Below are 25,774 nucleotides of genomic sequence, written 5' to 3'. Positions count from 1 at the left end.
GCAGGGTCTTATGTTACAGGCGATGAAAAGTTTTGGCTTGCCCTCCGCCTGACAGGCCTTGCGAATACCCCTTGGAGAACTGTGAAATGCTGCGACGACTCATCCTGCTGGTTCCACTGATGATCATGCTGAGCCTGGGCGGTTGTTTCTTCTTCCCGCGCGGCGGGGGCTGGCATGATCACCGCTATGAGGGTGGTGGCGGTTACCAGCGCCGCTGATCTGCATCCGGATAACGCTTCGTGCACAACGCGTGCAGCACGCTTGGGGGCTTCACGCGTTACTGCATCGACATTACCTACTCGTCAGGCGGGTTCGGAGCCTCGACGCCGGTTTCCACCACTTAGCCGCCATGCACCCACCGCCGATGCAACCAACGCGCAAACGCATCCAGCGCGAACCCCAGCACCCCGATCACCACTACCATCGCCATCAACTCCGAATACGCGAGCCGATCACGGGTGTCGAGGATGTAATACCCCAGCCCCGCACTGACCCCGAGCATTTCGCAGGGCACCAGCACGATCCACAGGATGCCGATGGCCAGGCGCACGCCGGTCAGCACATGCCCTACCACGCCAGGAATGACCACCCGGCGCAAGGTTTCCCAACGCGTGGCGCTCAAGCTCTTGCTCAACTGTAACCAGCGCGGGTCGAGCTGACGCACGCCCGCTGCGGTGTTGAGCATGATCGGCCAGACAGCGGCAAAGGCCAGCAGGAAATAGATTGGCTGGTCGCCCACGCCCATCAGCATCACCACGATCGGCATCCAGGACAGCGGCGAAATCATCCGCAGAAACTGGAACGCTGGCGTGGTCGCCGCCTCCAGGTTACGCGAACTGCCCACCAGCAGCCCGAGGGGTACGCCTACCAACAACGCGATAAACAGCCCGACGAAAATACGCTTCAGGCTCACGGCGATATGCAGGTACAACTCACCCCGCCCGAGCAATTCCCACAAGCTGCTGGCGGTGGCCGCCAGGGAAAAGCGCGCCGACAGGCCATCGGCCTCGCCGAACACTTTCACGCCCAACCACCACAGCACCAACAAACCCGCCAAGCCACTCAGCCCCAGCCACCAGCCGGGGATTCTGCTGTTGTTCAAACGCCGATCTCCTCGTGCCGCTCATAACCATCCGGCAAACCGAAGGTCTGCATGCCACCCACGGCTTCGATCGCGTTGCGCACGAAGCGGTCGTCCACCAGGTCCTTGGCCACGAAGGCTGGGTCCAGGTCCGTGAGAAACTTTTTGTCGCCTTCGATCAGGGTGTCCTTCAAGCGCCGCACCAGTTCTTCGGTGTAGCTGGGGAACGGGTACGGTTGGAAGTCGATGCGATGCTCGTCCCAGTTGGCGTGCTGGATCGCGCCGTCGGCCACGTAGGAGGCGCGGTCGCTGGCCGCCGGCGCCAGGACTTTGCTCAACACCGGTTCGGCATGGGGCGTGTAACGGTTCGGGCCATCCTTGGACAGCAGCTTCACCGCCTCTTCACGGTTGTTGCGGGTCCACACCTGGGCCTTGACGATGGCGTTCACCACCTTCTGCGACCACTCCGGACGGTTGGCCAGGTCGTGCTCGTGCATGAACACCACGCAGCACGCGTGGTTGCGCCACACGTCACCTGTGAAGCGCTGCACGCGACCGACCTTGAGGTTTTCTGCCAGGGCATTGAACGGTTCGGCGACGATGTAGCCGTCGATGCGTTTGCTGGCCAGGGCCGGAGGCATGTCCGAGGGCGGCAACACGATCAGGTTGACCTCATTGGCGGCAATCGAACTGCCGGTGGCACGAGTGACCGGCGTGAGGCCGTTATCGCGGAACAGTTGCTGCACCACCACGTTATGAATCGAGTACCAGAACGGAATCGCCACCGACTTGCCACCCAGTTGCTTCACGTCGGTAATACCTGGGGATACGGTCAAGCCCGAACCGCCCACATGGTTCCACGCCACGACTTTGGCCGGCACTTTACTGCCGTAGCGCGCCCATACGGTCATTGGCGACAGCAGGTGTATCACGTTGACCTGGCCGGAGATAAACGCCTCGATCACCTGGGCCCAACTGCGCAACAACACTGGCCGCTCGGCCTTGATGCCTTCGGCTTCGAACAGGCCGTTGTTGTGGGCCACCAGCAGTGGCGTGGCGTCAGTGATAGGTAGATAGCCAATACGCACCGGCGCGTCGGGCTCGTTGGCGGCACGCGCCTGCAGGCTGCTCAGCAGAGGCAAGGCGCCGGCGGCACTGAGCACGGCGGAGAGTTTGAGAAAGTCACGGCGCGAGTGGGCCAGGTCATCCAGACACATAAGTAAACTCCTGTTGTTCAAGGGGGTTGGGTTGAGGGCGGCTCGCCTGCCGTAAGGTTTTCAAAATTTCGATACGCAGCGCGCCGATGGCCTCGACCTGTTCTTCCCGAGGGTGCGGCAAATCGATAGCCCACTCGCCCAACGTCCGCGCCGGGCGGTTACCCAGTAGCAGGATGCGGTCCGACAGCAGCAGCGCTTCGTCGATGTCATGGGTGATCAATACCGCCGCCGAGCCCTGCTCACGATTGACCTTGAGCAACAGGTGCTGCATGTCGGCGCGGGTCACTTCGTCCAGGGCGCCGAAGGGTTCGTCGAGCAGCAACACTTGTGGCTGACGCGCCAGGCAGCGAGCCAATGCCGTGCGCTGGGCCATGCCACCGGACAATTGCGCCGGGAACTGCTGGCGCGCAGGTTCCAGCCCTACCGCTGCAATGGCGTGGTCAACACGCCGGCGGCGCTCTTCACCACTCAAGTGCGGTTGGCGGGCGAAATCCAGACCAAAGGCGACGTTCTTTTCCAGGGTCAACCAAGGCAGCAGGCTCGGGTCCTGAAAGGCCACCACCACGCGCGGATGCGGGCCGCTCAATGGCTCGCCCAATACCTGCACACGGCCAGATTGAGGTACCTGCAAGCCAGCCAGCACCCGCAGCAGGCTGGATTTGCCCACGCCGCTGGGGCCCAGTATCGACACCACTTCACCCGGTTGCAAGTGCAAGTCGAAGCCTTGCAACACCGGCCCGCTGCCGTACCCCAGGCAAATGCCCTGGGCCGTCAATACCGCCTGGCTCATAGACTGGCCTGGCGGTGCAGCTCGGTACGCAGTTGCACCAGGCTAGGCGTCACAATCGGCACAAAGGCCGACTCGCGCCAGCGCCGCGCAAAACCGCTGCCGTGGGCGGTAAGGTAGGCCTTTCCGCCACTGGCTTGCAGTTCAAGCTGTACAGCGCTGGCGGCGGTTTCGGCCAAGGCGATACGCAGTTTGAACAGCGGTATGGGCTCGGCGGTAAAGCGCCCGGCCAACAGCCCCTTTTTAAGCTCGCTGACCAGATGATCCAGCGTTGCGCGCAGGGCTTCCAGCTCGTCGCGCAACACGGTACGACTGGCGCCCAAATGGTGGGCTACTTCAGCCAGGGAACGCCGTGCCAAACCAATCGACATACCGCACTGCAAGCCTAGAAACGCCGGGCGTACCGCCGGTAAAAACTTGCGCGCATCCTCGTGCAACAACCACTCGCGACTCAGCTCCACGCCTTCCAGGCCCAGCGCTGCGGTGTTGCTCGATTGCAGCCCGAGCAGCTCCAGGTCACGGGAGCGCTGCAACCCGGCCACCGAATCCGGAATGGCCAGGATAAATGGCGCGCCGCCCCCGGCATGCTCGATGGCCGCCGCAGCGACAAAGCCATTCTTGCGCAAGTTGGTCACCCAGTGCAGGCGACCGTTGAGGATCCAACCGTGGTCGTTGGGCTCGGCGCTGATCTGCAACGTCTCGATACCCGACAGGAACTTCATCGCATTCGACAGCCCGGTGGCGCCGGCCAACTTGCCGCTGAGCAGGTCTGGCATCAGCTGCTCGCGCAAGCGCTGATTGGGGCTCTGCAGCAAGTACTCGATAAACGAGCGCTGGCCCCAGCACACAAACGCCGCAGCCAGGGAATGGCTGGCCACATTGGCGATGGCCTCGACCGCACCCGCCACATCGCCGCCCAGGCCGCCCAGGTGGGTGGGCACGCCGATTCTCAGAATATTGGCTTCTGCCAGCCGTGGCAGCACTTCCTGTGGATCGCAACTGCCCACGTCCAGGGCCTGCGCTTGAACATCGAGCCAACGGCTCAAGATTGGGTCAAGCATTCATGTCTCTCCTTTTACAGCAGGTGGGCCAACGCCGAATCAGTTGGCCGGTTTTTCCCAACGGTATTGCGCCAGCTCCGGGTTCAGCGGGGTGCGGGCAAACACGTTGGCGAAGTTGCACAGGGTTGCCAGGCTGACACCCAGGATGACTTCCAGCGCGTGGCCGTCGGTGTAGCCAGCGGCGCGGAACGCCTCAAAGCCCGCGTCACTCACATCCCCACGGGTGGCGATCACTTCACGGGTAAACGCGGCAAGTGTCTCATAGCGCGCGTCAGGCAACTCACCCCGGCGGCGCAAGGCCTCGATCACCTCCTCGGGCAACTTGGCTTTGTTGCGGGCAACCGCCGTGTGGCCAGCGACGCAGAAATCACAACCGTGGGTAGTAGCGGCAATCAGTTGCACCACTTCACGGTCGGCCAGGCTCAGCTCGGCCTTGGCATTCAAGCCGGAGACGGTGATGTAGGTTTCCAGCGCAGCCGGTGCGTTGGCCAGTACGCCCAGTAGGTTAGGGATAAAACCCGAGCCTTTCAGCGCGTTTTCCAGAAAGGGCTTGGCGGCTTCCGGTGCGGTTTCAGGCGTGAGCAACGGTACACGGGACATGAAGTGGACTCCTGTTGGGTTTGAATGCCCCAGTCTGTTGGTTCTAAAAAAAGCGCTCAATAGGCTAAAGTAGCGATTACTTGCTCTTGAGTCTTTCCATTAGATGAATTCGTCCGATGTACTTGTCGATTGGTTATTAGATAGCCTCGAACTCAACACCAGCCTGTTTCACGTCGGCCGTTATTGCGGTGACTGGCACGCGAGCACCCATGGCCTGGCGCAGGCGAGCTTCCACTTGATTGTGCAAGGCGAATGCTGGCTGCATATCGACGGTGATCCAACGCCCCAACACCTGAACAATGGTGACGCGGTGTTCCTGCTGCGTGACTTTGCCTTCAGGCTTTCCGGCCAAGCCTCGGCGGCCGGCGCCCAGCACTGCCCACGCCGCTCCATGCTGCCTCTCGATAGCACGGCCACGGACGGCGTAGGATTAGTCTGCGGTTTCTTTCACTTCCAATCCGGATTGTCGACGCTGATTGTCGACACCCTGCCCAGTTGGATCATCCTGCGCGCCGGCGACCCGTCGCTGATGGCTGCACGCAACCTGTTCGAATTGATCCTGCAAGAATGCGCACGCACCCCAGCGCCCTCTTCCGCGCTGCTTGAGCGCCTGTGCCACCTGCTGTTCCTGTATGTGCTGCGCCAGCAAGTGCTCGACAACACCGAGCTTGGCGGCTTGGCGGCCCTGGGCCGGGCACCGGCGTTTGCGCATTTGCTGGAACAATTGATCGCCCGCCCGGCCGAGCCCTGGAGCCTGGAAAACATGGCGGCCTGTACCGGGTTGTCGCGCTCGGCGTTTTTCAAGCGCTTCAGCGAACTGTGTGGGCAGTCGCCCGGGCAAGTGCTGCTGATGATCCGCATGCGCCACGCCTGTGGGTTGCTCAAGGCGGACCAGACCGTGGCCGAGGTTTCGCTGGCGGCCGGGTATCAATCGGTGGCGGCGTTTACCCGAGCCTTCCATAAAGTCACCGGGCAACAGCCTGGTGCCTATCGAAGGGCGCAAGCCTAGCCTTGTAAGCCGGTGCCGGGCCTAGCGCACAACTGCACCAGCCAATCGACGAACAACCTCACCCGCTGCGACAACTGCCGATGAGGCGGGTACAACGCAGTCAGCGCCATCTTCGGCACTGTCACATCAGGGAGCACTTGCACCAGCGTGCCCTCGGCCAGTTGGCGCAGGGCGTGATAACGAGGTGCCTGGATCAGCCCGTAGCCGGCTTCGCACGCAGCGAAGTAACCGGCAGAGCTGTTCACGGCAACCACTTTCGGCAGGTTGATCGGATGCAACTCGCTGCCCAGCAGAAATTCCAGGCCAAAACGTTTACCGCTGGCGCTGGACACGTACTCGACCATTTGGTGACCCGCCAACTGCTCCAGGCAAGTGGGCGTGCCCATGCGTTCAAGGTACGCGGGGCTGGCCAGGGTCAGTTGTTCCATCATCGCCAAGGGGCGCGCCACCAGCGATTCATCCAGGGCCGGACCACCGCGCAACACGCAATCGACGCCTTCGCGAATCAGATCCACTGGCCGGTCATTGAGGCCGATCTCCAACTCGATCTGTGGGTACAGCGCGGTGAACGTTGGCAAGGCCGGAATCACAATCAAGCTCCCAATGCCTGAGGGCATATCGATGCTCAATGTGCCCCGGGGGTTCTGGCGCCGCGTGGAGAACACCGCCTCGGTTTCCTCAAGATCAGTCAGCAATTGCACGCAACGTTGGTAGTACGCCGCGCCATCCAGGGTCGGGCTGACGTGGCGCGTGGTGCGCTGCAACAGTTGCACGCCGAGATGGGCCTCCAGTTGCTTGATCAGGATCGTCACGGAGGCGCGTGGCAATTGCAGGCTGTCGGCGGCCTTGGCAAACCCGCCCAATTCAACAATCCGAGTGAACACGCGCATGGCGTTAAAACGATCCAAGAAAATGCTCCCGCGGGGAATTGTTTAGATATTACGAACAGTGATAGCACTTTTAGCGGGTTTATCTGCATTTTTTCAAGGGTAACAATGGACCCCTCATCACAAGGAGCTTCCCTATGCACACTCGACAACTCGGTAAAAACGGCCCGCATGTGTCTGCCATCGGCCTTGGCTGCATGGGCATGACCGATTTCTACACGCCCGGCACCGATACCACCGAAGCCACCGCAACCTTGCACCGCGCCCTGGAGTTGGGCGTCAACTTTCTCGATACCGCGGACATGTACGGCCCGCACACCAATGAGCAACTGATCGGCAAGGCTATTGCCGGCAAGCGCGACCAAGTGTTCCTGGCCAGTAAATTCGGGATTGTGCGCGACCCTGCCAACCCCGTAGTGCGCGGGGTGAATGGCCGGCCCGAGTATATCCGCAACGCCATCGACGGCACCTTGCAACGCCTGGGGGTGGATACGCTGGACCTGTACTACCAGCACCGTATCGACCCCGACGTGGCCATCGAAGAAACGGTCGGCGCCATGGCCGACCTGGTGAAACAGGGCAAAGTGCGCTATCTGGGCCTGAGCGAGGCGTCCGCCGCTACTCTGGAACGGGCGCATAAGGTCCATCCCATTAGCGCCCTGCAAAGTGAATATTCGCTGTGGAGCCGCGACCAGCAAGACAATGGTTGCCTCGCTGCCTGCCAGCGCCTGGGCATCGCGTTTGTGCCGTACAGCCCGTTGGGCCGAGGTTTTCTCACCGGCGCCTTGAAGAGCCCGGATGATTTCGGCGCCGATGATTACCGACGCTTCAGCCCGCGCTTTCAGGGGGAGAACTTTGCGAAAAACCTGCTGCTGGTAGAACAGGTCAAGAGCCTGGCGGCAGACAAAGGTGTCACGGCCGGGCAACTGGCGCTGGCCTGGGTATTGGCCCAAGGCGATTACATCATCCCGATTCCCGGCACCAAGCGGCGCACCTATCTGCAAGAGAATGTGGAGGCGCTGTCGATTTCCCTCAGCGCGGACGAACTGGCTGCGCTGGATGCAATCTTCCCTGCCAATGCAACCGCAGGCCTGCGTTACCCCAAGGAAGTGCTGGCCATGCTGGATATCTAGCGTTTGCTGGAAACCCTTGTGGGGGCCGTTCTCAGCGGGATTGATCAACGGTCTGCCGACTCTCGTGCAAAGCATGGGAGTCAGACTATTCTCACAACTCCTAGTGTAAAAACCGCCACACAGGAGGTGTGTCATGCACGCGACTGAGCATTCGGTCCGCTTGGAGCAGATCAGTCAGGAACGCTTCATCCAGGCGCCGATCGAGGCGGTTTATGACTATGTGACCCAGCCCGACCGCTGGCACGAGTGGCACCCCACCTCCCTCAGCGCCGACACCGGCACCACCGGCTCATTACCGGTCGGCACGCGTTTTACCGAAATCATCGACCTGCTGGGCATACGCGTCCCCATGAGTTACCGCGTACAAATCGCCCGCCGCCCCAGCGAGTTCAAGACCGTGTTCACCTCCCTGGCGGTTGACGGTTGCATCCATTACTGCTTGCGCGCTCATCAGGGCGGCACCCTGTTCAAACGGGTGCTGACTTACGAGACTGAACTGCAACTGGCGTTTTTGCATGAGCGCATGGTCGCGTTGTCGTCAGTTGCGTTGGACCGGCTCAAGCAGCGGCTGGACAATCCGGGGTTCGTATAATTTAGAAACATTACAACGACGTCACATTGCAAACATGCCGGCAAAAGCAGGGAGAATGCCCGGCTTATTGCCGCGCCTTCAGTGAGACCCACGATGAAAACCCCATTGCGACTGGCCCTGCTCAGTGCCCTGTTTACCACCACTCTGGCCCAGGCCGCCGAACTGATCCCCATCGATGTACACCGCGACGCCAACTGCGGCTGCTGCAAGAAGTGGATCAGCCACCTGGAGAGCAACGGTTTCAAGGTCAACGACCACGTTGAAGCCGACATGAGCGCGGTGAAACAACGCTTGGGCGTGGCGCCACGCCTTGGCTCCTGCCACACCGCGGTGATCGACGGCAAGTTCGTCGAAGGCCACGTACCCGCCGAGCAGGTCCTGGCTCTGCGCAAGCGCAACGACCTGCTGGGCCTTGCCGCACCGGGCATGCCATTGGGCTCGCCAGGCATGGAAGTAGACGGACGCAGCGAGGCGTATCAAATCATTGGCCTGACCCGCGACGGCGAAGACGTGGTGGTAGCGGACTACCCGGCTCACTGACCGGTGTTGATGGGGTACCTGGGGCTGTTCGGCGCGGCATTTGGCGCCGCGACGTTATTGCCCCTGCAGTCGGAAGCTGTGCTGGTCGGCCTGCTGCTCAGCGGGCATTACAACCTTTGGCTGCTGCTGGGCATCGCCACCCTGGGTAATGTGCTGGGCTCGCTGGTCAATTGGCTGCTGGGGCGCTCGGTCGAGCGCTTCAAAGAGCGACGCTGGTTCCCGGTGAGCGCCATTCAGCTGGACAAGGCTCGCAGCCATTACGCACGCTGGGGGCACTGGACGTTGTTGCTCAGTTGGGTGCCAATCATTGGTGATCCGCTGACGTTGGTGGCTGGGGTGATGCGTGAGCCGTTGTGGCGTTTTCTACTGCTGGTAACCCTGGCGAAAAGCCTGCGCTATGGCGTAATCGCAGCGCTGACGTTGCAGTGGGCGTTAATCCCCCGTTAATCGCGGGCAAAGAGCATCCGGGCATCTGTCTCGGAGCCAAAACCCATGCCTTTTATCCGTACATTATGCGTAGCCGGTTTGTTTTCGGTCAGCGCGGCGCCCGTGTTAGCTGACACCTACGGCCCTGAGTTGCAGGGCTTTGCATACCCCTACCCTTTGAATCATTTTGCCTTCCAATCCCAGGGCAAATCCCTGCAAATGGGCTACATGGACGTCCCCGCCACCGGCACTCCAAACGGCCGCAGCGTGGTGCTGATGCACGGCAAGAATTTTTGCGGCGCTACCTGGGAGGGTTCGATCAAGGCGCTCAGTGACGCCGGTTACCGCGTCATCGCCCCGGACCAGATTGGTTTTTGCACCTCCAGCAAGCCCGACCACTACCAGTACAGCTTCCAGCAACTGGCGACCAATACCCATCAACTGTTGGAAAAGCTCGGCATTCAAAAGGCCACGGTGATCGGCCATTCCACCGGCGGCATGCTCGCCACACGCTATGCGCTGATGTACCCCCAGCAAACCGAACAGTTGGGGCTTGTGAACCCCATTGGCCTGGAAGACTGGAAAGCCCTCGGCGTGCCCTACCAGAGCGTCGACCAGTGGTACCAGCGCGAGCTGAAACTGAGCGCCGACGGTGTACGCAACTACGAGCGAAACACCTATTACGTGGGGCGCTGGAAACCCGAGTACGAGCGCTGGGTAGACATGCTCGCCGGCCTGAACCAAGGCCCGGGGCATCTTCAGGTTGCCTGGAACTCGGCGCTGATTTACGACATGATCTTCACCCAACCGGTGTACTACGAGTTCAAAGACTTGCAGGTGCCCACCCTGCTGCTGATCGGCACCAGCGACACTACCGCCATCGGCAAAGATGTGGCGCCGGCGGCGGTCAAGGCCAAAATTGGTCATTACGAGGTACTGGGCAAGCAGGTGGCCAAGCTGATTCCCCGCGCCACGTTGGTGGAGTTCCCCGGCCTGGGCCATGCGCCCCAGATGGAAGAGCCGGAACAGTTTCATAAAGCCCTGTTGCACGGGTTGAACGCCCTTTAATTGCCACTTTTCGAGGCCCGCGTGCATGTCGATACAGATCGCAGTGTTGGATGACTGGCAAAACGTGGCCAGTGACGTGGTGGATTGGTCGGCGCTGGACAGCGTGGGCAAGGTGCATTTTCTCCACGACTACCCCGCCGATACCGCCACCATGATCGAGCGCTTGAAAGGGTTCGAGGTGATTTGCCTGATGCGCGAACGCTCAACCTTTGACAAAGCCCTGCTGCAAGGGCTGCCCCAGCTCAAATTGCTGGTGACCGGCGGCATGCGCAATGCCGCCATCGACCTTCCCGCAGCCAAGGCCCTGGGCATCCAGGTGTGCGGCACCGACAGCTATAAACACGCCGCACCGGAACTGACCTGGGCCTTGATCATGGCCTCTACACGTAACCTGCTCGCCGAAGCCAACTCACTGCGGGCGGGCGGATGGCAGGTCGGCCTGGGCGGCGACCTGCACGGCAAGACATTGGGCGTCCTGGGGCTGGGCAGCATTGGCCAGAAAGTCGCAAGGTTCGCCCAGGTGTTTGGCATGCGGGTGATTGCCTGGAGTGAAAACCTCACACCGGAGCGCGCGGCTGAATCGGGGGTGACCTGGGTCAGCAAGCGCGAGCTGTTTGAGCAGGCGGATATTCTGACCATCCATCTGGTGCTCAGCGAGCGCAGCCGTGGTCTGGTGGATGCGCAAGCGTTGGGCTGGATGAAGCCCACAGCGCGCCTGGTAAATACCGCACGCGGGCCGATTGTGGATGAGCAGGCACTGCTGCAAGCATTGCGCAGCGGACGCCTGGCCGGGGCGGCGCTGGATGTGTTTGCCGAGGAACCGCTGCCGGCTGACCACCCGTTTCGCCGCTTGCCCAATGTGCTCGCAACGCCACACGTGGGGTATGTGAGCGAGCAGAATTACCAGCAGTTCTATCAGCAGATGATCGAAGATATACACGCCTGGGCCAAGGGTGTGCCCATTCGCGGGCTCGGCTAACGCACCATTAAAGTGCACCCCCCCCCCTGTGGCGAGGGAGCTTGCTCCCGCTGAAGTGCGCAGCGCTCCCAAAATTTTGGGGCCGCTACGCGTCCCAGCGGGAGCAAGCTCCCTCGCCACAGGGGCATATCGTTAAAAGTTTTTTGTCCTACAAAATCTGCATGAAAACCCAGCAGGCGCTGGGATCTGTCCTAGACTCATGACCGATGGGTCCGTTCCAAAACAAAAACCCCGCAAAAAATCTAAACTTTCGAAACCTGCCGCTGGTCAAGTTTTAGGTAAGGGCGAGCACGCGCGCTTCAGGCCGAATGCCCGCTCATCCAATCTTTTTAAGCCGACGTTGCAACTGGCATACGCCTTGCCAGTTTGTATAGCGCTTGTGTGCATGGCCGCAGGATGCGGTCACTCGGAGCCGATGGCAGCGGGCCATTAGCCAACCAACAGATGGGAGTGCATTATGATCAGTGCCGCAGTAGATACTCAGGGAGAGCGTTTTAGTCAGCCGGCAGGAGGGCCAAAGTCTTTGGCCGACCTGCCCAACACTGTGCGGCCGGTCGTGAGTCAGAATCCGAATCGAAAGAAAGTCTTGTTTGTCACTTCCGAGTTCGCGGACCTGGTGAAAACCGGCGGCCTGGGCGACGTCTCCGCGGCCCTGCCCCGCGCCATGGCGCACCTGCATGACGTGAGGGTGCTGATTCCGGGTTACCCGCAAGTGATGGAAAGCGATAACCCGATTCATATCGTCGGTGAACTGGGTGGCCATGCCGCGTTGCCACCGTGCAAGATCGGGCGCATGGACCTCAAGGACGGCCTGGTCATCTATGTGCTGATCTGCCCCGAACTGTATGAGCGCGAAGGCACGCCCTACGGCGCCAACAACGGTCGCGACTGGCCGGACAACCATATTCGCTTCGCCCGCCTGGGCTTGGCTGCCGCGGACATTGCCGCCAACCTTGCACAAATCCACTGGTGCCCAGACCTGGTGCACGCCCACGACTGGCCTGCGGGCCTGGCCCCCGCGTATATGCACTGGCGTGGGTCACGTACGCCAACTCTGTTCACCATTCATAACCTGGCCTACCAGGGTGTGGTCAGCCTGGCCTCGACGCCTGAGTTGGGCATTCCGCCCCACGCCCTGCAACAGGAAGGCATGGAGTTCTACGGCAAGATGTCGTTTCTCAAGGCGGGCATGGCGTATTCCAGCCATATCACCACCGTGAGCGCCACTTACGCCCAGGAGATCACCACCCCGGAATTCGGTTGTGGCCTGGATGGCTTCCTCGCCAGCAAGACCCAGCAAGGCCTGCTCAGCGGCATTCCCAACGGCATCGACGAAAGCTGGGAAACCTCCACCGACACGCACCTCACCCACAACTTCAATATCGGCGATTGGGAAGGCAAAGCCATCAACGCCGCCCACGTGCGCGAGCTGTTTGAGCTGCAGCCATCCAGTGGTCCGCTGTTTGCTGTGGTCTCGCGCCTGGTCTACCAGAAAGGCCTGGACCTCACCGAAGCTGTCGCCGGTTTCATCGTCGAAAACGGCGGCCAGATTGCGATCATCGGCCGTGGCGAGCCGGAAGAAGAGCAGGCCATGCGCGAATTGGCACTGCGCTTCCCGGGCCAGGTGGGCGTACGCATTGGCTTCAACGAGACCGATGCGCGCCGCATGTTCGCCGGCAGCGATTTCCTGCTGATGCCGTCACGCTATGAGCCCTGCGGGCTGAGCCAGATGTACGCGCAACGCTTCGGCTCGTTGCCGGTGGCGCGTAACACCGGCGGGCTGGCGGACACCATTGAGGATGGCGTCACCGGGTTCCTGTTCAATGAATCCACGGTGCAAAGCTACGAAGAGGCGCTGCGCCGCGCCTTCAAGGTGTTCGCCTTCCCCGGTCTGCTCAATGCCATGCGCAGCCGTGCCATGACCCAGCCGTTCAACTGGTGCCAGGCCGTGGAACCCTACGCCGAACTCTACGAACAACTGGTGGCCAAGGCCCTGGGGAAATCGAACAAGTAGCGACTGGAACAACTAAGGGAGGTCTTCATAGATGCCGTCAAGGACTCTGGAAACCTGGCCCCACGGCGCAATCATGCTGGACGCGCACCGCACGCGCTTTGCGTTATGGGCGCCAGACGCATTTTATGTCAGCGTTGAATTGGAACAGGGTAAAACCATCGTCATGCTGCCCCAGGCCGGTGGTTGGTTTGAAGTCGAAATCGCGTGCCCTGCCGGCACGCTTTACCGTTTTAACATCGATGGCGAAAACACAGTGCCCGACCCCGCTTCCAGGGCCCAGGCGCTGGACGTGCATGGGTGGAGCCGAGTAGTCGACCCCCTCGCCTATGAATGGCGCCACAGCCAGTGGCAGGGTCGCCCGTGGCACACGGCGGTGATCTACGAGCTCCACGTCGGCGCCATGGGCGGCTACGCTGCCGTCGAGAAACACCTGCCCCGCCTGGCCGAACTAGGCGTCACCGCGATTGAATTGATGCCTTTGGCGCAATTTCCCGGCGAACGCAATTGGGGCTATGACGGCGTGCTGCCCTATGCGCCCCACGCTACCTACGGCACTCCCGAGCAACTCAAGCATCTGATCGACAGTGCCCACGGCCACGGTTTGGCCGTGATCCTCGATGTGGTCTACAACCACTTCGGCCCCGACGGCAATTACCTGGGCCAGTACGCCCAAGGTTTCTTCCAGGAGGACGTGCACACACCCTGGGGCGCCGGCATTGATTTCGAGCGTCGTGAAGTGCGGGATTTCTTCCTCGATAACGCCTTGATGTGGCTGCTCGAATACCGCTTCGACGGCCTGCGCCTGGATGCCGTGCACGCCATCGACAACCCTGGGTTTCTGCAGGAACTGGCACAACGGGTACGCCAGCAGGTGGACGGCGGGCGCCACGTGTGGCTGATGCTGGAAAACGAACTGAACCAGGCCAGCCTGTTGCAGCACGATTTCGACGCCCAATGGAATGACGACTTTCATAACGTGCTGCACGTGCTGCTCACCGGTGAAACCGACGCCTACTACAGCGACTTTGCCGAGCAGCCTACCGCCAAGCTGGCGCGCTGCCTGGCCGAGGGGTTCATCTACCAGGGCGAGACGACACGCCATGGCCATGCGCGCGGCGAACCCAGTGCGGATCTACCCCCCAGTGCCTTCGTCGCGTTCCTGCAGAACCACGACCAGGTCGGCAACCGCGCCCTCGGCGAACGCCTGCACCAGCTGTGTTCGCCCCAGGCACTGAGCGCCGCGACCGCCCTACTGTTGCTGTGCCCCATGATCCCGATGTTGTTCATGGGCGACGAGGTGAATGCCGCCGAGCCGTTCCTGTTTTTCACCGACCATCATGGCGAACTGGCCGAGGCGGTGCGTGAGGGGCGGCGCAATGAATTTGCCGACTTCGCGGCGTTTCACGACCCCGAGCAACGCCAGCGCATCCCCGACCCCAACGCGCTGCAAACCTTTTTACAGTCGGTGCCCTCTTTCGTCGAGAACGAACACACCCAGCTCTACCGCCACCTGCTGAGCCTGCGTCACGTGCATGTGGTGCCGCACTTGCCCGGCACCGTCGCCCTGGGCGCGCACGTGCTGGCTGACCATGCTGTCACCGCGCGCTGGCGCCTGGGCAACGGCCGTGTGCTGCAGATCGACCTGAACCTGAGTGAACAGCCCCTGGATCATCCGGCACCCCACCCGATTATTTTCCAAACGCCTGCCCCGCAAGGTGCGCACTTACCGCCCTTGAGCGCACGCGTTTGCTTATCCCCTGTTGGAGACATTCTTTGAGCGAAGCGAACCTGGAAATTCTCGCCAGCCGCGCGGGCCTGGCCGTCGATTGGATCGATGCCAACGGTCGCCCGCAACATGTAAAGCCTGATGCCCTGCGCGCCGTCCTCAAAGGGCTGGGGCACCCGGCCGACAGCGATGCCGAGATCGACGCGAGCCTGCTGCAACTTGAGCAGGCGCAGCAGGACCGGCACCTGCCGCCCTTGATGACCACCGACAGCGGTGCGGGCCTGGACCTGGCACGCTATTTCACCCCGGACACCCCGTGTCGCGTCAACTTGGAAGGCGGCGAAACCCTGGAGCTGCGCCTGGACGGCGAGGCCGTATTGCCCGGCGTGATTTCCCTCGGCTACCACCAGGTGCATATCGACGGGCAAACCTTCACCCTGGCCGTCGCGCCCAGCCACTGCTATAGCGTGGCGGACGCGGTCGACAGCCAACCCGCTCGCGCCTGGGGCCTGAGCGCCCAACTCTATGCCTTGCGCCGCCTGGGTGATGGCGGTTTTGGCGACACCCTGGCCCTGGAGCACCTGGTGCGTTCCGCCGCCGAGCGCGGCGCCGACGCCGTGGCAATCAGCCCGATGCACGCGATGTTCAGCGCCGACACTGAGCGATTCAGCCCCTATTCACCCTCCAGCCGCCTGTTTCTCAACAGCCTGTATGCTTCGCCGGCGTGCATCCTTGGTGAACGTGAAGTGCGCAACGCCATCGAAGCGGCCGGGTTGGCTGAGGAGTTGCATGCCCTGGAACAGCTCCCGCTGATCGACTGGCCGGCCGCCGCCAAGGCCAAGCAACGCCTGCTGCGCACACTGTATGAAGACTTCCGCCACGGCGCGCATCCCCAGCATGCCGACTTTCAAAGCTTCCGCCAGGCCGGCGGCGAAGCCCTGGAAAACCACTGCCGCTTCGAAGCCATACAGGCCCAGCGTGCGGCCGCGGGTGAGGACCTGGACTGGCGCCAATGGCCCGAAGCCTGGCGTACGCCACAGAGCCCGGCCCTGGCGCAGTTCGCTGAGGACAACCGCGACGAAATCGGCTATTTCGCCTTCACCCAATGGCTGATTGCCCGCAGCCTTGAGCGCGCACAACAGGCCGCCCGTGGCAGCGGCATGGGCATCGGCCTGATCGCCGACCTGGCGGTGGGCGCCGACGGCGGCGGCAGCCAGGCCTGGAGTCGCCAGGATGAACTGCTGGCCGACCTCACTGTGGGCGCGCCACCGGACATTCTCAACCGCGCAGGGCAAGGCTGGGGCATCTCTGCCTTTTCCCCTGAGGGCCTCAAGCGCAATGGCTATCGCGCCTTTATCGAAATGCTGCGGGCCAACTTCGCCCATGCCGGCGGCTTGCGCATCGACCATGTGATGGGCCTGCAACGCCTGTGGGTGATCCCTCTGGGCGCGTCCCCCCGTGAAGGTGCCTACTTGTATTACCCGGTGGACGACCTGCTGCGTTTGCTCGCCCTGGAATCGCACCGCCACCAGGCCATCGTCCTCGGTGAAGACCTGGGCACCGTGCCCGAAGGCCTGCGCGAAAAGCTCAGCGCCCGTTCGATCCTGGGCATGCGTGTGCTGCTGTTCGAACAGAACCATGACGGCCAGTTCAAGCCCATCCTCGATTGGCCCGACAACGCCTTGGCCACCACCAGTACCCACGACTTGCCGACCCTCAATGGCTGGTGGCACAGCCGCGATATCGAATGGAATATCCAGCTGGGCCTGATCGATGCGCCCACCGTAGACCAATGGAGCGAACACCGCCTGCGCGAACGCCAGGCACTGCGCCAAGCCTTGAGTCAGGACCCGCAGAACTTCATCGACGAGATCCGCAACGACACCGACCATATGGTCGACGCCAGCGTGCGCTACCTGGGCCATACCCGTGCGCCACTGGTGTTGTTGCCCTTGGAAGATGCATTGGGCATCGAGGAGCAAGCCAACCTGCCGGGCACCCTCGACACCCACCCCAATTGGCGCCGACGCTTGCCCGGCGAAGCCGCCAGCCTGCTCGACAATGACAGCGCCGCGCGTCGCCTCGAACTGCTGGCCGTGGCGCGCAACCAAGCCTATGAGCGTGACCGATGAACGCACTGCCCCTGCGCGCCACCCAGCGCCTGCAATTTCATAAAGATTTTACCCTTGATGACGCGGTGCCACTGGTGCCGTACTTTGCCCAACTGGGCATCAGCCACCTGTATGCTTCACCACTGTTAAGCGCCCGCGCCGGCTCCATGCACGGCTACGATGTGGTCGACCCGACCCGCGTCAACCCGGAACTGGGGGGCGAAGCGGCGTTGCGTCGCCTGGTCGCCGCGCTGCGTGAGCACGACATGGGTTTGATCCTCGATATCGTCTCCAACCATATGGCCGTGGGCGGCGCGGATAACCCTTGGTGGCTGGACCTGCTGGAATGGGGCCGCCTGAGCCCCTATAGCGAGTTCTTCGACATCCAGTGGCACTCCCCCGACCCGCTGCTCAAGGGCCAGTTGCTGATGCCCTTCCTCGGCAGCGATTACGGCGAAGCCTTGCAGAACGGCACGCTGGCGCTCAAGTTCGATGCCGCCCAGGGGAGTTTCTACGTCGAGCATTACGAACACCGTTTTCCGATTTGCCCCAGGGACTACGGCTTGATTCTGGGTAGCGACGAGTTACTCAAATCGCTGGCCGAACGTTTCGCCGCCCTCGCCTATCAGCACGACGCCTACGCCGAGGCCACCGAGCTCAAACAAGCCCTGGCCGAACGCGCCAGCGAGCTGCTACCCGCTATTGAACAACGCCTGACCGCATTCGACAGTCGCCAGCCCGAGGGTTTCGAGCGCCTGCATCACCTGCTCGAACAACAGACCTATCGCCTGGCCAGTTGGCGCACAGCCGCAGACGACATCAACTGGCGGCGTTTTTTCGACGTCAATGAGCTCGGCGGCCTGCGGGTCGAACGCGCGGCGGTGTTCGAAGCCACCCATGGCAAGATTTTCGAGCTGATCAGCGCGGGGCTGGTCGACGGGCTGCGCATCGACCATATCGATGGCCTGGCCGACCCGCGTGGCTATTGCCGCAAATTGCGCCGCCGCGTAGACGCGCTGTCACCCCAACGCCACTTGCCCATCTTTGTTGAAAAGATCCTTGGCGAAGGTGAAACCCTGCGTGAAGACTGGCAGGTGGATGGCACCACCGGCTACGAGTTCATGAACCAGTTGTCATTGCTGCAACACCATCCCGAAGGTTTTGCACCGCTGGCCGAGATGTGGACGCGTCACAGCGAGCGGCCCTCAGCCTTCGGCGAAGAAGCGCGGCTGGCGCGCCAGCAGATCCTCAATGGTTCGTTGGGCGGCGACTTCGAAAGCGTAGCCCAGGCGCTGCTGCAAGTGGCCCGCGATGACGTGATGACCCGCGATCTGACCCTGGGTGCCATCCGCCGGGCCTTGCAGGAACTGATCGTGCATTTCCCGGTGTACCGCACCTATATCAGCGCCAAGGGCCGCAGTGCGGCCGACGACAAGGTGTTCCAGCACGCCATGGAGGGTGCACGCAGTACCCTCAACGAAGGCGACTGGCCGGTGCTCGACCACCTGGAGCAATGGTTGGGTGGCCAGCCCTGGCGCAATCGCCCGGTGGGCCGCGCGCGCAAGATGCTCAAGCATGCCTGCGTGCGCTTCCAGCAACTGACCTCGCCCGCCGCCGCCAAGGCTGTGGAAGACACCGCGTTCTACCGTTCGGCGGTGTTGTTGTCGCGCAACGATGTGGGCTTCAGTACCGAGCAATTCAGTGCGCCGTTGGCAGATTTCCATGCGGCCAATCAACAGCGCCTGAAGGCCTTTCCCGGCAACCTGCTGGCCACCGCCACCCACGACCACAAACGCGGCGAAGATACCCGTGCGCGCCTGGCGGTGCTCAGCGAGTGCGCACCCTGGTATGCCGAACAGGTCGAGCAATGGCGCCGTCTGGCCGATCCCCTGCGCCAGAGCGCCGACAGCCCCTCGGCGGGCGATGAGTTGATTCTCTATCAGGTGCTGCTGGGCAGTTGGCCGCTGGAGCCCAACCCCGATCTGGAGGCGTACCAGCAACGCCTGTGGCAGTGGCAGCAAAAAGCCCTGCGCGAGGCCAAGTTGCAGAGCAGTTGGAGCGCGCCCAACGAGGCTTACGAACAGGCGGTAGAAGCGTTCCTCAAGCGCCTGCTGCTCAGTGAGGCCGGTGCGCCACTGCGCAGTGCGTTGGACAGCGCTGCACAGGCCATCGCCCCCGCCGGCGCCCTGAATGGGCTGGCGCAAACCTTGCTTCATCTGACCGTGCCTGGTGTGCCGGATATTTACCAGGGCGATGAGTTCTGGGACTTCAGCCTGGTCGACCCGGACAACCGGCGCCCGGTGGACTTCGCTGCGCGGCAACGTGCATTGCAGGCACCACCGGACATCGGCGAACTGTTGTTCAACTGGCGCGACGGGCGTATCAAACAGGCAGTGATCGCCCAGGTACTGGGCCTGCGTAAAGCCTGCCCCGAGCTGCTGCGCCATGGCAGCTATACGCCTTTGGAAGTGGTGGGCCAGCACGCTGAGCGCGTGGTTGCGTTCTACCGTGAACATCAAGGCAAGCAGTTACTGGTGGTGGTGCCGCGTTGGTCTTATCCGTTGCTTGAAAACGGGATGTTTCCCCAGATCAATGCGCAGGTTTGGGGCGATACGCGGGTGAAATTACCGTTCGCCGCCCCTGCACAAAACTGGAAGGGACTTTTTCAAACGGGCGTAGTCACACCCAACAAGGAGCTGTTGATCAGCGCTGCCCTGGGGGATCTCCCGGTCAATGTCTTTATCAATCCTGATAATCAAGAAAGCTGAAAATTTTCTGTGAGGAGTTTGTGATGAGTAAAGAAGACAAACGCATTCGCGAACTGGCGCATCAGATCTGGGAGTCTGAAGGCAAGCCCGATGGCGCCCACGATCGCCACTGGGAGATGGCGCGCAAGCTGGCGGAAGCCGAGGCGCTGACGCCGAGCAAGCCTAAACCGGCCGCCAAGCCGAAAACCGCGCCCAAGGCTGCGGCAAAGCCCAAACCTGCTGCGCCTGCCGCCGCCAAACCTGCGGCGAAGAAACCCGCCGCCCCGAAGAAGCCCAAACCGCCCGCCCCATGATTTCTCGGGCCTGCAGCACGCATTGCGCGCTGCAGGCCCTTTTCCGTCCAAGCCATGCGCTGAAGCACCGTCAGTACGGCGGCGTTCGGCCCGAAAAAAGACCTTTTGCAGGAGCAACTCGATGAGCAAACCCGACAACACCACAGCGACGCCGGTTCATGAGCCGTCGCGGATCCGTGAAGGTTTGCCCTTCCCCCTCGGCGCCACCTGGGATGGCCTGGGTGTTAATTTTGCGCTGTTCTCCGCCAACGCCACCAAGGTGGAGCTGTGCCTGTTTGACGATACCGGCGAGGTCGAGCTGGAACGCATCGAACTGCCCGAATACACCGACGAGATCTTCCACGGCTACCTGCCCGATGCTCACCCCGGGCTGATTTACGGCTACCGCGTATACGGTGCCTATGACCCGGCCAACGGTCATCGTTTCAACCACAACAAGCTGCTGATCGACCCCTACGCCAAGCAACTGGTGGGCGAACTCAAATGGTCCGAAGCGCTGTTTGGCTACACCATCGGCCACCCGGACGACGACCTCAGTTTCGATGAACGCGACAGTGCGCCCTTCGTGCCCAAGTGCAAGGTCATCGACCCGGCGCACACCTGGGGCAACGACCAACCGGTACGGGTGCCGTGGGACCGCACGATCATCTACGAAACCCACCTGCGCGGCATCAGCATGCGTCATCCTTCGGTCGGCGAGTCGGTGCGGGGCACCTGCGCCGGTCTGATGGAAGATGACGTGCTCAAGCATATTCGCCAACTGGGCATTTCCTCGGTCGAGCTGTTGCCCGTGCACGCCTTCGTCAACGACCAGCATCTGCTGGAAAAAGGCATGACCAACTACTGGGGCTACAACAGCATTGCGTTCTTTGCCCCCGACCCACGCTACCTGGCCAGCGGCAAGATCGCCGAATTCAAGGAGATGGTCGCGCACCTGCACGAGCAAAAGCTGGAAGTGATTCTGGACGTGGTCTACAACCACACCGCCGAAGGCAACGAGCGCGGCCCGACCCTGTCCATGCGTGGCATCGACAACGCCTCCTACTACCGGCTGATGCCCGACGACAAGCGTTTCTACATCAACGATTCCGGCACCGGCAACACCCTGGATCTGAGCCACCCGTGCGTGCTGCAAATGGTCACCGACTCCCTGCGCTACTGGGCCACCGAGATGCATGTGGACGGCTTCCGCTTCGACCTGGCGACCATCCTCGGGCGCTACCGCGACGGGTTCGATGAGCGCCACAGTTTCCTCGTGGCGTGCCGCCAGGACCCGGTGCTGCGCCAGTTGAAACTCATCGCCGAACCCTGGGACTGCGGCCCCGGTGGCTACCAGGTGGGCAACTTCCCACCAGGCTGGGTGGAATGGAACGACCGCTTCCGCGACACCGTGCGTGCGTTCTGGAAAGGCGACGACGGCCAACTCGCAGACTTCGCCGGGCGCATGACCGCCTCGGGCGAGATGTTCAATCACCGCGGGCGCAGACCGTACAGCTCGGTGAACTTCATCACCGCCCACGACGGCTTCACCCTGCACGACCTGGTGTCGTACAACGACAAACACAACGAAGCCAACGACGAGAACAACCAGGACGGCAGCAATAACAACCTGTCCTGGAACCACGGCGTCGAAGGCCCTACCGACGACCCGGAGATCAACGCGCTGCGCCTGCGCCAGATGCGCAACTTCTTCGCCACTTTGCTGCTGGCCCAGGGCACTCCAATGATCGTCGCCGGGGACGAGTTCGCTCGCACTCAGCACGGCAACAACAACGCCTATTGCCAGGACAGCGAGATCGGCTGGGTCAACTGGGATCTGGACGATGACGGCAAGGCGCTGCTCAAGTTCGTCAAGCGCCTGATCAAGCTGCGTCTGGCGTACCCGATCCTGCGGCGTGGGCGCTTCCTGGTGGGCGACTACAACGAAGACATCGGCGTGAAGGACGTCACCTGGCTCGCGCCGGATGGCAACGAAATGACTACCGAGCAATGGGAAGACAGCCAGGGCCGCTGCCTGGGCATGTTGATGGATGGCCGCGCCCAGGAAACCGGGATTCGTCGTGCCGGGGCCGACGCCACGTTGCTGCTGGTGGTCAACGCCCATCACGACCTGGTCAATTTCCGCCTGCCGCCGGTGCCGGAGGGCGAGTTCTGGACGTGCCTGCTCGACACCAACGACCCGGCTGTGCGTGGCCAGGAACGCTTTGATTTCGAGCATGAGTACGCGGTCACCGCTCGCTCGCTGCTGCTGTTTGAACTGCAGCACGAAGGCGAGGTGTGAAATGGCGTTGCACGGTTTCCTTCAGGGCTACCGGGGCTATGCCGACACGCAAGCCCTGGGTAATGCCCTGAGGGCCCTTCAGGAAGAAGGCCTTGATCAACTGCCGTTGCCGGGCAGCGGCCAGACTCTGTCCCGCTTGAGCCAATTGGCCCAGGTGGCCGGGCATGACCTGCGCCTGTGCAAGTTGTTCGAAGGCCATACCGATGCCCTGGCGATCATTGCCGAACTCGACAGCCCCTTGCCGCCGCTGGGCAGCACCTGGGGCATGTGGGCGGCCGAGCCGCCGACGGCCAAGTTGCGCGTGCGTCGCGACGGCCAGCGGCTGCTCGTCGAGGGGCGCAAGGCCTGGTGTTCCGGGGCGGCGGTGGTCAGCCATGGTTTGCTGACGGCCTGGGACGAAGAGGACCGCCAGCAATTGGTGGCCGTGGCGATGGATCAACCGGGCATCAGGGTGACGGATGAGGGGTGGAAGGCGGTGGGCATGGCGGCGACCGGTAGCGTCGACATCCTGTTCAGCGCCGCCAGGGGAATTGCCGTTGGCGGCCCAGGCGACTATCTGTCCCGTCCGGGCTTCTGGCACGGTGGGATCGGCATTGCCGCGTGCTGGTACGGCGCGGCGCAACGCCTGGGTGAAGTGCTGCGCGCCCAATGTGCCAAGCGTGCGGAGCCCCATGCACTGGCCCACCTCGGCGCGGTCGACAGCGCCTTGAACAGCGCCGCCTGCGTGTTACGCGCCAGCGCCGCGCAGATCGACCGCCAGCCTCGCGCCGATGCGCGACAACTGGCGCAACAGACGCGCGCCTGTATCGAGGACACCGTCGAGCAAGTGATCCAGCATGTGGGCCGTGCGGTCGGCGCCGGGCCGTATTGCAAGGATCCGCACTTTGCCCAGTTGATGGCTGATTTACCGGTGTATGTGCGGCAAAGTCATGCCGAACGCGACTTGGCCGCCCTCGGTGAACAGGTCGCCGGCGAGCCCACAGGGAGATGGGCGCTATGAGGCCCAATCCGATTGTTGGCCAGGGCACGCCGTTGAGCCACTGGCAAAACAGCGCACGATTGGCCGAGTTGCCGCACATCAGTGTGGCGCAGTTGGTGCCGCCTGGGCATCGAGCGGTGATCATCGCCCCGCATCCGGATGACGAGGTGCTGGGCAGTGGTGGTCTGCTGCAAGGGCTGGCTGCGCTGGATCGCCCTATCCAGTTGATCTCCGTCACCGATGGCAGCGCCAGCCACCCCGGCTCCCGGCGCTGGCCAGTGGAGCGTCTGAGTGTGGTACGTCCGCAGGAATCGGCCCAGGCTTTGCACCGCCTTGGCTTGCCGCTGCACAGTTTGAAATGGCTGCGCGGCGGGTTTGCCGACAGCCATGTGGCCGAGCGCGAAGCCCAGCTCTGCGAATTTATCCAGCGCCACCTCAAGCCTAACGATGTGGTGTTCGCCACGTGGTGCGAGGATGGGCATTGCGACCATGAAGCTGTGGGCCGCGCCAGCGCCAAGGCAGCCAAGGCCGTCGGTGCAGTGCTGTGTGAACTACCGGTGTGGACCTGGCACTGGGCCACCGCCGAAGACCACAAGGTGCCCTGGCATCGGGCGCGCAAGATTCCGCTGACCGCCGAGCAAGTAGCACGCAAACGCCATGCGATCCACGCCTTCGCCAGCCAGTTGGAGGGCGACCCGCAAATCGGTTTGCCTGCGGTGCTGGCGCCCTATGTGGTGGAGCGCTTGCTGCAACCTTTTGAGATGGTGTTCGTATGAGTGTGGCAACCCCCTACTTCGACCAGTTGTTTGCCGGCAATGACGACCCTTGGGCTTTTCGTCAGCGCTGGTACGAACAACGCAAGCGCGCCCTGACCTTGGCCATGCTGACGCGGCCGCGCTATGCGTCGATATTCGAGCCGGGTTGTGCCAACGGTGAACTGAGTGCCGAGCTGGCCCCGCGTTGTGAACGCCTGCTGTGTTGCGACACTGCGACTGCGGCGGTACGGCTGGCACAAGCGCGGCTGGAGTGCTTTCCTCATGCCGGGGTGGAGCAGCGTCGCCTGCCGGAACAATGGCCCGGCGGGCAATTCGAGCTGATCGTATTGAGTGAGCTTTGTTATTACCTCGATGTAGGTGATTTTAATCGTCTGATCGATTGCGCACTCGCCGCCTTGACCGCTGACGGGCAAATCCTGGCCTGCCATTGGCGAGTGCCCATTGACGGTTGCCCGCAAACCGCCGAACAGGTGCACGCCGTGCTGCAACAGCGTCTGGGTGTTGCACCGTTGGTGCAGTACCAGGACCCGGATTTCCTGCTCGACCTGTGGAGCCTGGATGGCACCTCGGTCGCTCGCCATGAGGGTTTACGATGATCGGTATTCTGATCCCGGCACATAACGAAGAAGCCCTGTTGGATGATTGCCTGCGGGCTGCGCGGATCGCCGCCGACCACCCGGGCTTGCTGGGTGAAGCGGTACAGATTCTGGTAGTACTCGACAGTTGCAGCGATGCCAGCGCGGCGATTGCCCAGGCCCACCAGGTGCATTGCCTGCACGTGCAGGCGCGCAATGTCGGCCACGCCCGCGGCGTGGGTGCACGGTACTTGCTGGAGCAAGGCGCGCGGTGGATTTCCTGCACCGACGCCGACAGCCGTGTCGCCCCTGACTGGTTGGTGGCCCAACTGGCCCAAGGCTGCGACGCAGTGTGCGGCACAGTCACCGTGGACGCCTGGAGCGACGGCTTCGACCCGGCCGCGCAGATTCGTTATCAGCAGGCCTACCAGGCCCGCGATGGGCATCGGCATATTCATGGGGCCAACCTGGGCGTGAGTGCCCGCGCCTACGTAGAGGCCGGTGGGTTTGAACCACTGGAATGCCACGAGGATGTACAACTGGTACGTGAATTGGAGCGTTGCGGTGCCTCCATTGCCTGGAGCCATGCGCCGCAAGTGGTGACCAGTGCGCGACTGGATTGCCGGGCTGAGGGTGGGTTTGGTGATTACTTGAAGAGTTTGATGCGGGCTGGGTGAAAACAAAATCGCAGGCAAGCCAGCTCCCACAGGGATCCGTGCCAGGCGCAGATATTGTGGGCAACATAGACCCCTGTGGGAGCTGGCTTGCCTGCGATGACATCAGCCCAGCAAACATCGCATCAAAGTTGTGCAGATACCCATGCCTGTCTATGCTCTTAACGCCTTGCATGGCATTCCTTGATTGGCATGCT

General features: G+C 62.3%; 24 protein-coding genes. 18 read left to right on the top strand and 6 right to left on the bottom strand.

Annotated elements, in window-relative coordinates; genetic code table 11:
• The first annotated feature begins 86 nt into the window (after nt 1–86).
• Nucleotides 87–218 (top strand): hypothetical protein, encoded by a 132-nt coding sequence (locus tag HU730_RS26745; RefSeq protein ID WP_254914091.1) that lies wholly within the window; start codon nt 87–89, stop codon nt 216–218.
• A gap of 122 nt (nt 219–340) precedes the next feature.
• On the opposite strand, the gene HU730_RS16870 is transcribed toward HU730_RS26745, so the two are convergent.
• Genes HU730_RS16870 through HU730_RS16850 form a run of 5 tightly spaced genes read right to left on the bottom strand, consistent with a single transcriptional unit; the run spans nt 341 to nt 4,746 of the window.
• Nucleotides 341–1,102 carry an ABC transporter permease gene (locus HU730_RS16870; protein ID WP_054897391.1) on the bottom strand — a complete coding sequence of 254 codons (762 nt, stop codon included), beginning with the start codon at nt 1,100–1,102 and terminating at the stop codon, nt 341–343.
• Nucleotides 1,099–2,298, bottom strand: coding sequence for an ABC transporter substrate-binding protein (locus HU730_RS16865; protein WP_034127545.1), 1,200 nt, complete (start codon nt 2,296–2,298; stop codon nt 1,099–1,101). Before HU730_RS16865 ends, HU730_RS16870 begins: the two co-directional genes overlap by 4 nt.
• Nucleotides 2,285–3,088 (bottom strand): ABC transporter ATP-binding protein, encoded by an 804-nt coding sequence (locus HU730_RS16860; protein ID WP_034127546.1) that lies wholly within the window; start codon nt 3,086–3,088, stop codon nt 2,285–2,287. The genes HU730_RS16865 and HU730_RS16860 overlap by 14 nt, the downstream gene beginning before the upstream one ends.
• A complete protein-coding gene (locus tag HU730_RS16855) occupies nt 3,085–4,146 on the bottom strand; it encodes an acyl-CoA dehydrogenase family protein (protein WP_034127547.1) in 1,062 nt (353 codons plus the stop codon). Before HU730_RS16855 ends, HU730_RS16860 begins: the two co-directional genes overlap by 4 nt.
• A gap of 39 nt (nt 4,147–4,185) precedes the next feature.
• A complete protein-coding gene (locus HU730_RS16850; protein WP_054897387.1) occupies nt 4,186–4,746 on the bottom strand; it encodes a carboxymuconolactone decarboxylase family protein in 561 nt (186 codons plus the stop codon).
• Nucleotides 4,747–4,849: 103 nt separating this feature from the next.
• On the opposite strand from HU730_RS16850, the gene HU730_RS16845 reads away from it, so the two are divergent.
• The gene (locus tag HU730_RS16845) at nt 4,850–5,755 is read left to right on the top strand and encodes an AraC family transcriptional regulator (RefSeq protein WP_186527524.1); all 906 of its coding nucleotides are present in this window, start codon (nt 4,850–4,852) and stop codon (nt 5,753–5,755) included.
• Here the strand turns inward: HU730_RS16845 and HU730_RS16840 are convergent.
• Nucleotides 5,752–6,663, bottom strand: coding sequence for a LysR family transcriptional regulator (locus HU730_RS16840; RefSeq protein WP_186527525.1), 912 nt, complete (start codon nt 6,661–6,663; stop codon nt 5,752–5,754). The two genes, HU730_RS16845 and HU730_RS16840, sit on opposite strands and share 4 nt — an antisense overlap.
• A 116-nt stretch (nt 6,664–6,779) precedes the next feature.
• Here HU730_RS16840 and HU730_RS16835 point away from each other — a divergent pair, with 116 nt between their 5' ends.
• From HU730_RS16835 to HU730_RS16760, 16 genes are all read left to right on the top strand, one after another.
• A complete protein-coding gene (locus HU730_RS16835; RefSeq protein WP_054919182.1) occupies nt 6,780–7,775 on the top strand; it encodes an aldo/keto reductase in 996 nt (331 codons plus the stop codon).
• A 133-nt stretch (nt 7,776–7,908) separates the two neighbouring features.
• Entirely contained in the window at nt 7,909–8,367 is a 459-nt protein-coding gene (locus HU730_RS16830) for an SRPBCC family protein (RefSeq protein ID WP_186527526.1), read from the top strand.
• Between the two features lie 93 nt (nt 8,368–8,460).
• Complete coding sequence (locus HU730_RS16825) at nt 8,461–8,907, top strand: DUF411 domain-containing protein (RefSeq protein ID WP_034127552.1); 447 nt, start codon at nt 8,461–8,463, stop codon at nt 8,905–8,907.
• Between the two features lie 3 nt (nt 8,908–8,910).
• A complete protein-coding gene (locus HU730_RS16820) occupies nt 8,911–9,354 on the top strand; it encodes a YqaA family protein (RefSeq protein ID WP_186527527.1) in 444 nt (147 codons plus the stop codon).
• A 45-nt stretch (nt 9,355–9,399) separates the two neighbouring features.
• Complete coding sequence (locus HU730_RS16815) at nt 9,400–10,401, top strand: alpha/beta hydrolase (protein ID WP_054897381.1); 1,002 nt, start codon at nt 9,400–9,402, stop codon at nt 10,399–10,401.
• 25 nt (nt 10,402–10,426) lie between these two features.
• On the top strand, nt 10,427–11,380 hold the full coding sequence (locus tag HU730_RS16810; RefSeq protein WP_186527528.1) for a D-2-hydroxyacid dehydrogenase family protein: 954 nt from the start codon (nt 10,427–10,429) through the stop codon (nt 11,378–11,380).
• A gap of 457 nt (nt 11,381–11,837) precedes the next feature.
• The gene (gene glgA, locus HU730_RS16805; protein ID WP_073521523.1) at nt 11,838–13,394 is read left to right on the top strand and encodes a glycogen synthase GlgA; all 1,557 of its coding nucleotides are present in this window, start codon (nt 11,838–11,840) and stop codon (nt 13,392–13,394) included.
• A gap of 31 nt (nt 13,395–13,425) precedes the next feature.
• Nucleotides 13,426–15,171 carry a malto-oligosyltrehalose trehalohydrolase gene (gene treZ / locus HU730_RS16800; protein WP_186527529.1) on the top strand — a complete coding sequence of 582 codons (1,746 nt, stop codon included), beginning with the start codon at nt 13,426–13,428 and terminating at the stop codon, nt 15,169–15,171.
• Nucleotides 15,168–17,252, top strand: coding sequence for a 4-alpha-glucanotransferase (gene malQ, locus HU730_RS16795; protein WP_186527530.1), 2,085 nt, complete (start codon nt 15,168–15,170; stop codon nt 17,250–17,252). Before treZ ends, malQ begins: the two co-directional genes overlap by 4 nt.
• Complete coding sequence (locus HU730_RS16790) at nt 17,249–19,999, top strand: malto-oligosyltrehalose synthase (RefSeq protein ID WP_186527531.1); 2,751 nt, start codon at nt 17,249–17,251, stop codon at nt 19,997–19,999. The genes malQ and HU730_RS16790 overlap by 4 nt, the downstream gene beginning before the upstream one ends.
• Nucleotides 20,000–20,022: 23 nt before the next feature.
• Nucleotides 20,023–20,292 carry a DUF2934 domain-containing protein gene (locus tag HU730_RS16785; RefSeq protein ID WP_003191595.1) on the top strand — a complete coding sequence of 90 codons (270 nt, stop codon included), beginning with the start codon at nt 20,023–20,025 and terminating at the stop codon, nt 20,290–20,292.
• Nucleotides 20,293–20,413: 121 nt separating this feature from the next.
• Nucleotides 20,414–22,573, top strand: coding sequence for a glycogen debranching protein GlgX (glgX, locus tag HU730_RS16780; RefSeq protein WP_054897376.1), 2,160 nt, complete (start codon nt 20,414–20,416; stop codon nt 22,571–22,573).
• 1 nt (nt 22,574) lies between these two features.
• Entirely contained in the window at nt 22,575–23,573 is a 999-nt protein-coding gene (locus HU730_RS16775; RefSeq protein ID WP_034127561.1) for an acyl-CoA dehydrogenase family protein, read from the top strand.
• Nucleotides 23,570–24,328, top strand: a complete 759-nt coding sequence (locus tag HU730_RS16770) for a PIG-L family deacetylase (protein ID WP_186527532.1) — start codon at nt 23,570–23,572, stop codon at nt 24,326–24,328. Before HU730_RS16775 ends, HU730_RS16770 begins: the two co-directional genes overlap by 4 nt.
• Nucleotides 24,325–24,924, top strand: coding sequence for an SAM-dependent methyltransferase (locus HU730_RS16765; RefSeq protein WP_186527533.1), 600 nt, complete (start codon nt 24,325–24,327; stop codon nt 24,922–24,924). The genes HU730_RS16770 and HU730_RS16765 overlap by 4 nt, the downstream gene beginning before the upstream one ends.
• On the top strand, nt 24,921–25,580 hold the full coding sequence (locus HU730_RS16760; protein ID WP_054897372.1) for a glycosyltransferase: 660 nt from the start codon (nt 24,921–24,923) through the stop codon (nt 25,578–25,580). The genes HU730_RS16765 and HU730_RS16760 overlap by 4 nt, the downstream gene beginning before the upstream one ends.
• Nucleotides 25,581–25,774 lie beyond the last annotated feature (194 nt).

The sequence above is a fragment of the Pseudomonas sp. SWRI22 genome (genome assembly GCF_014268395.2).
Classification (GTDB): domain Bacteria; phylum Pseudomonadota; class Gammaproteobacteria; order Pseudomonadales; family Pseudomonadaceae; genus Aquipseudomonas; species Aquipseudomonas paracarnis.
This window is presented reverse-complemented; position numbering and strand designations above follow the sequence as displayed.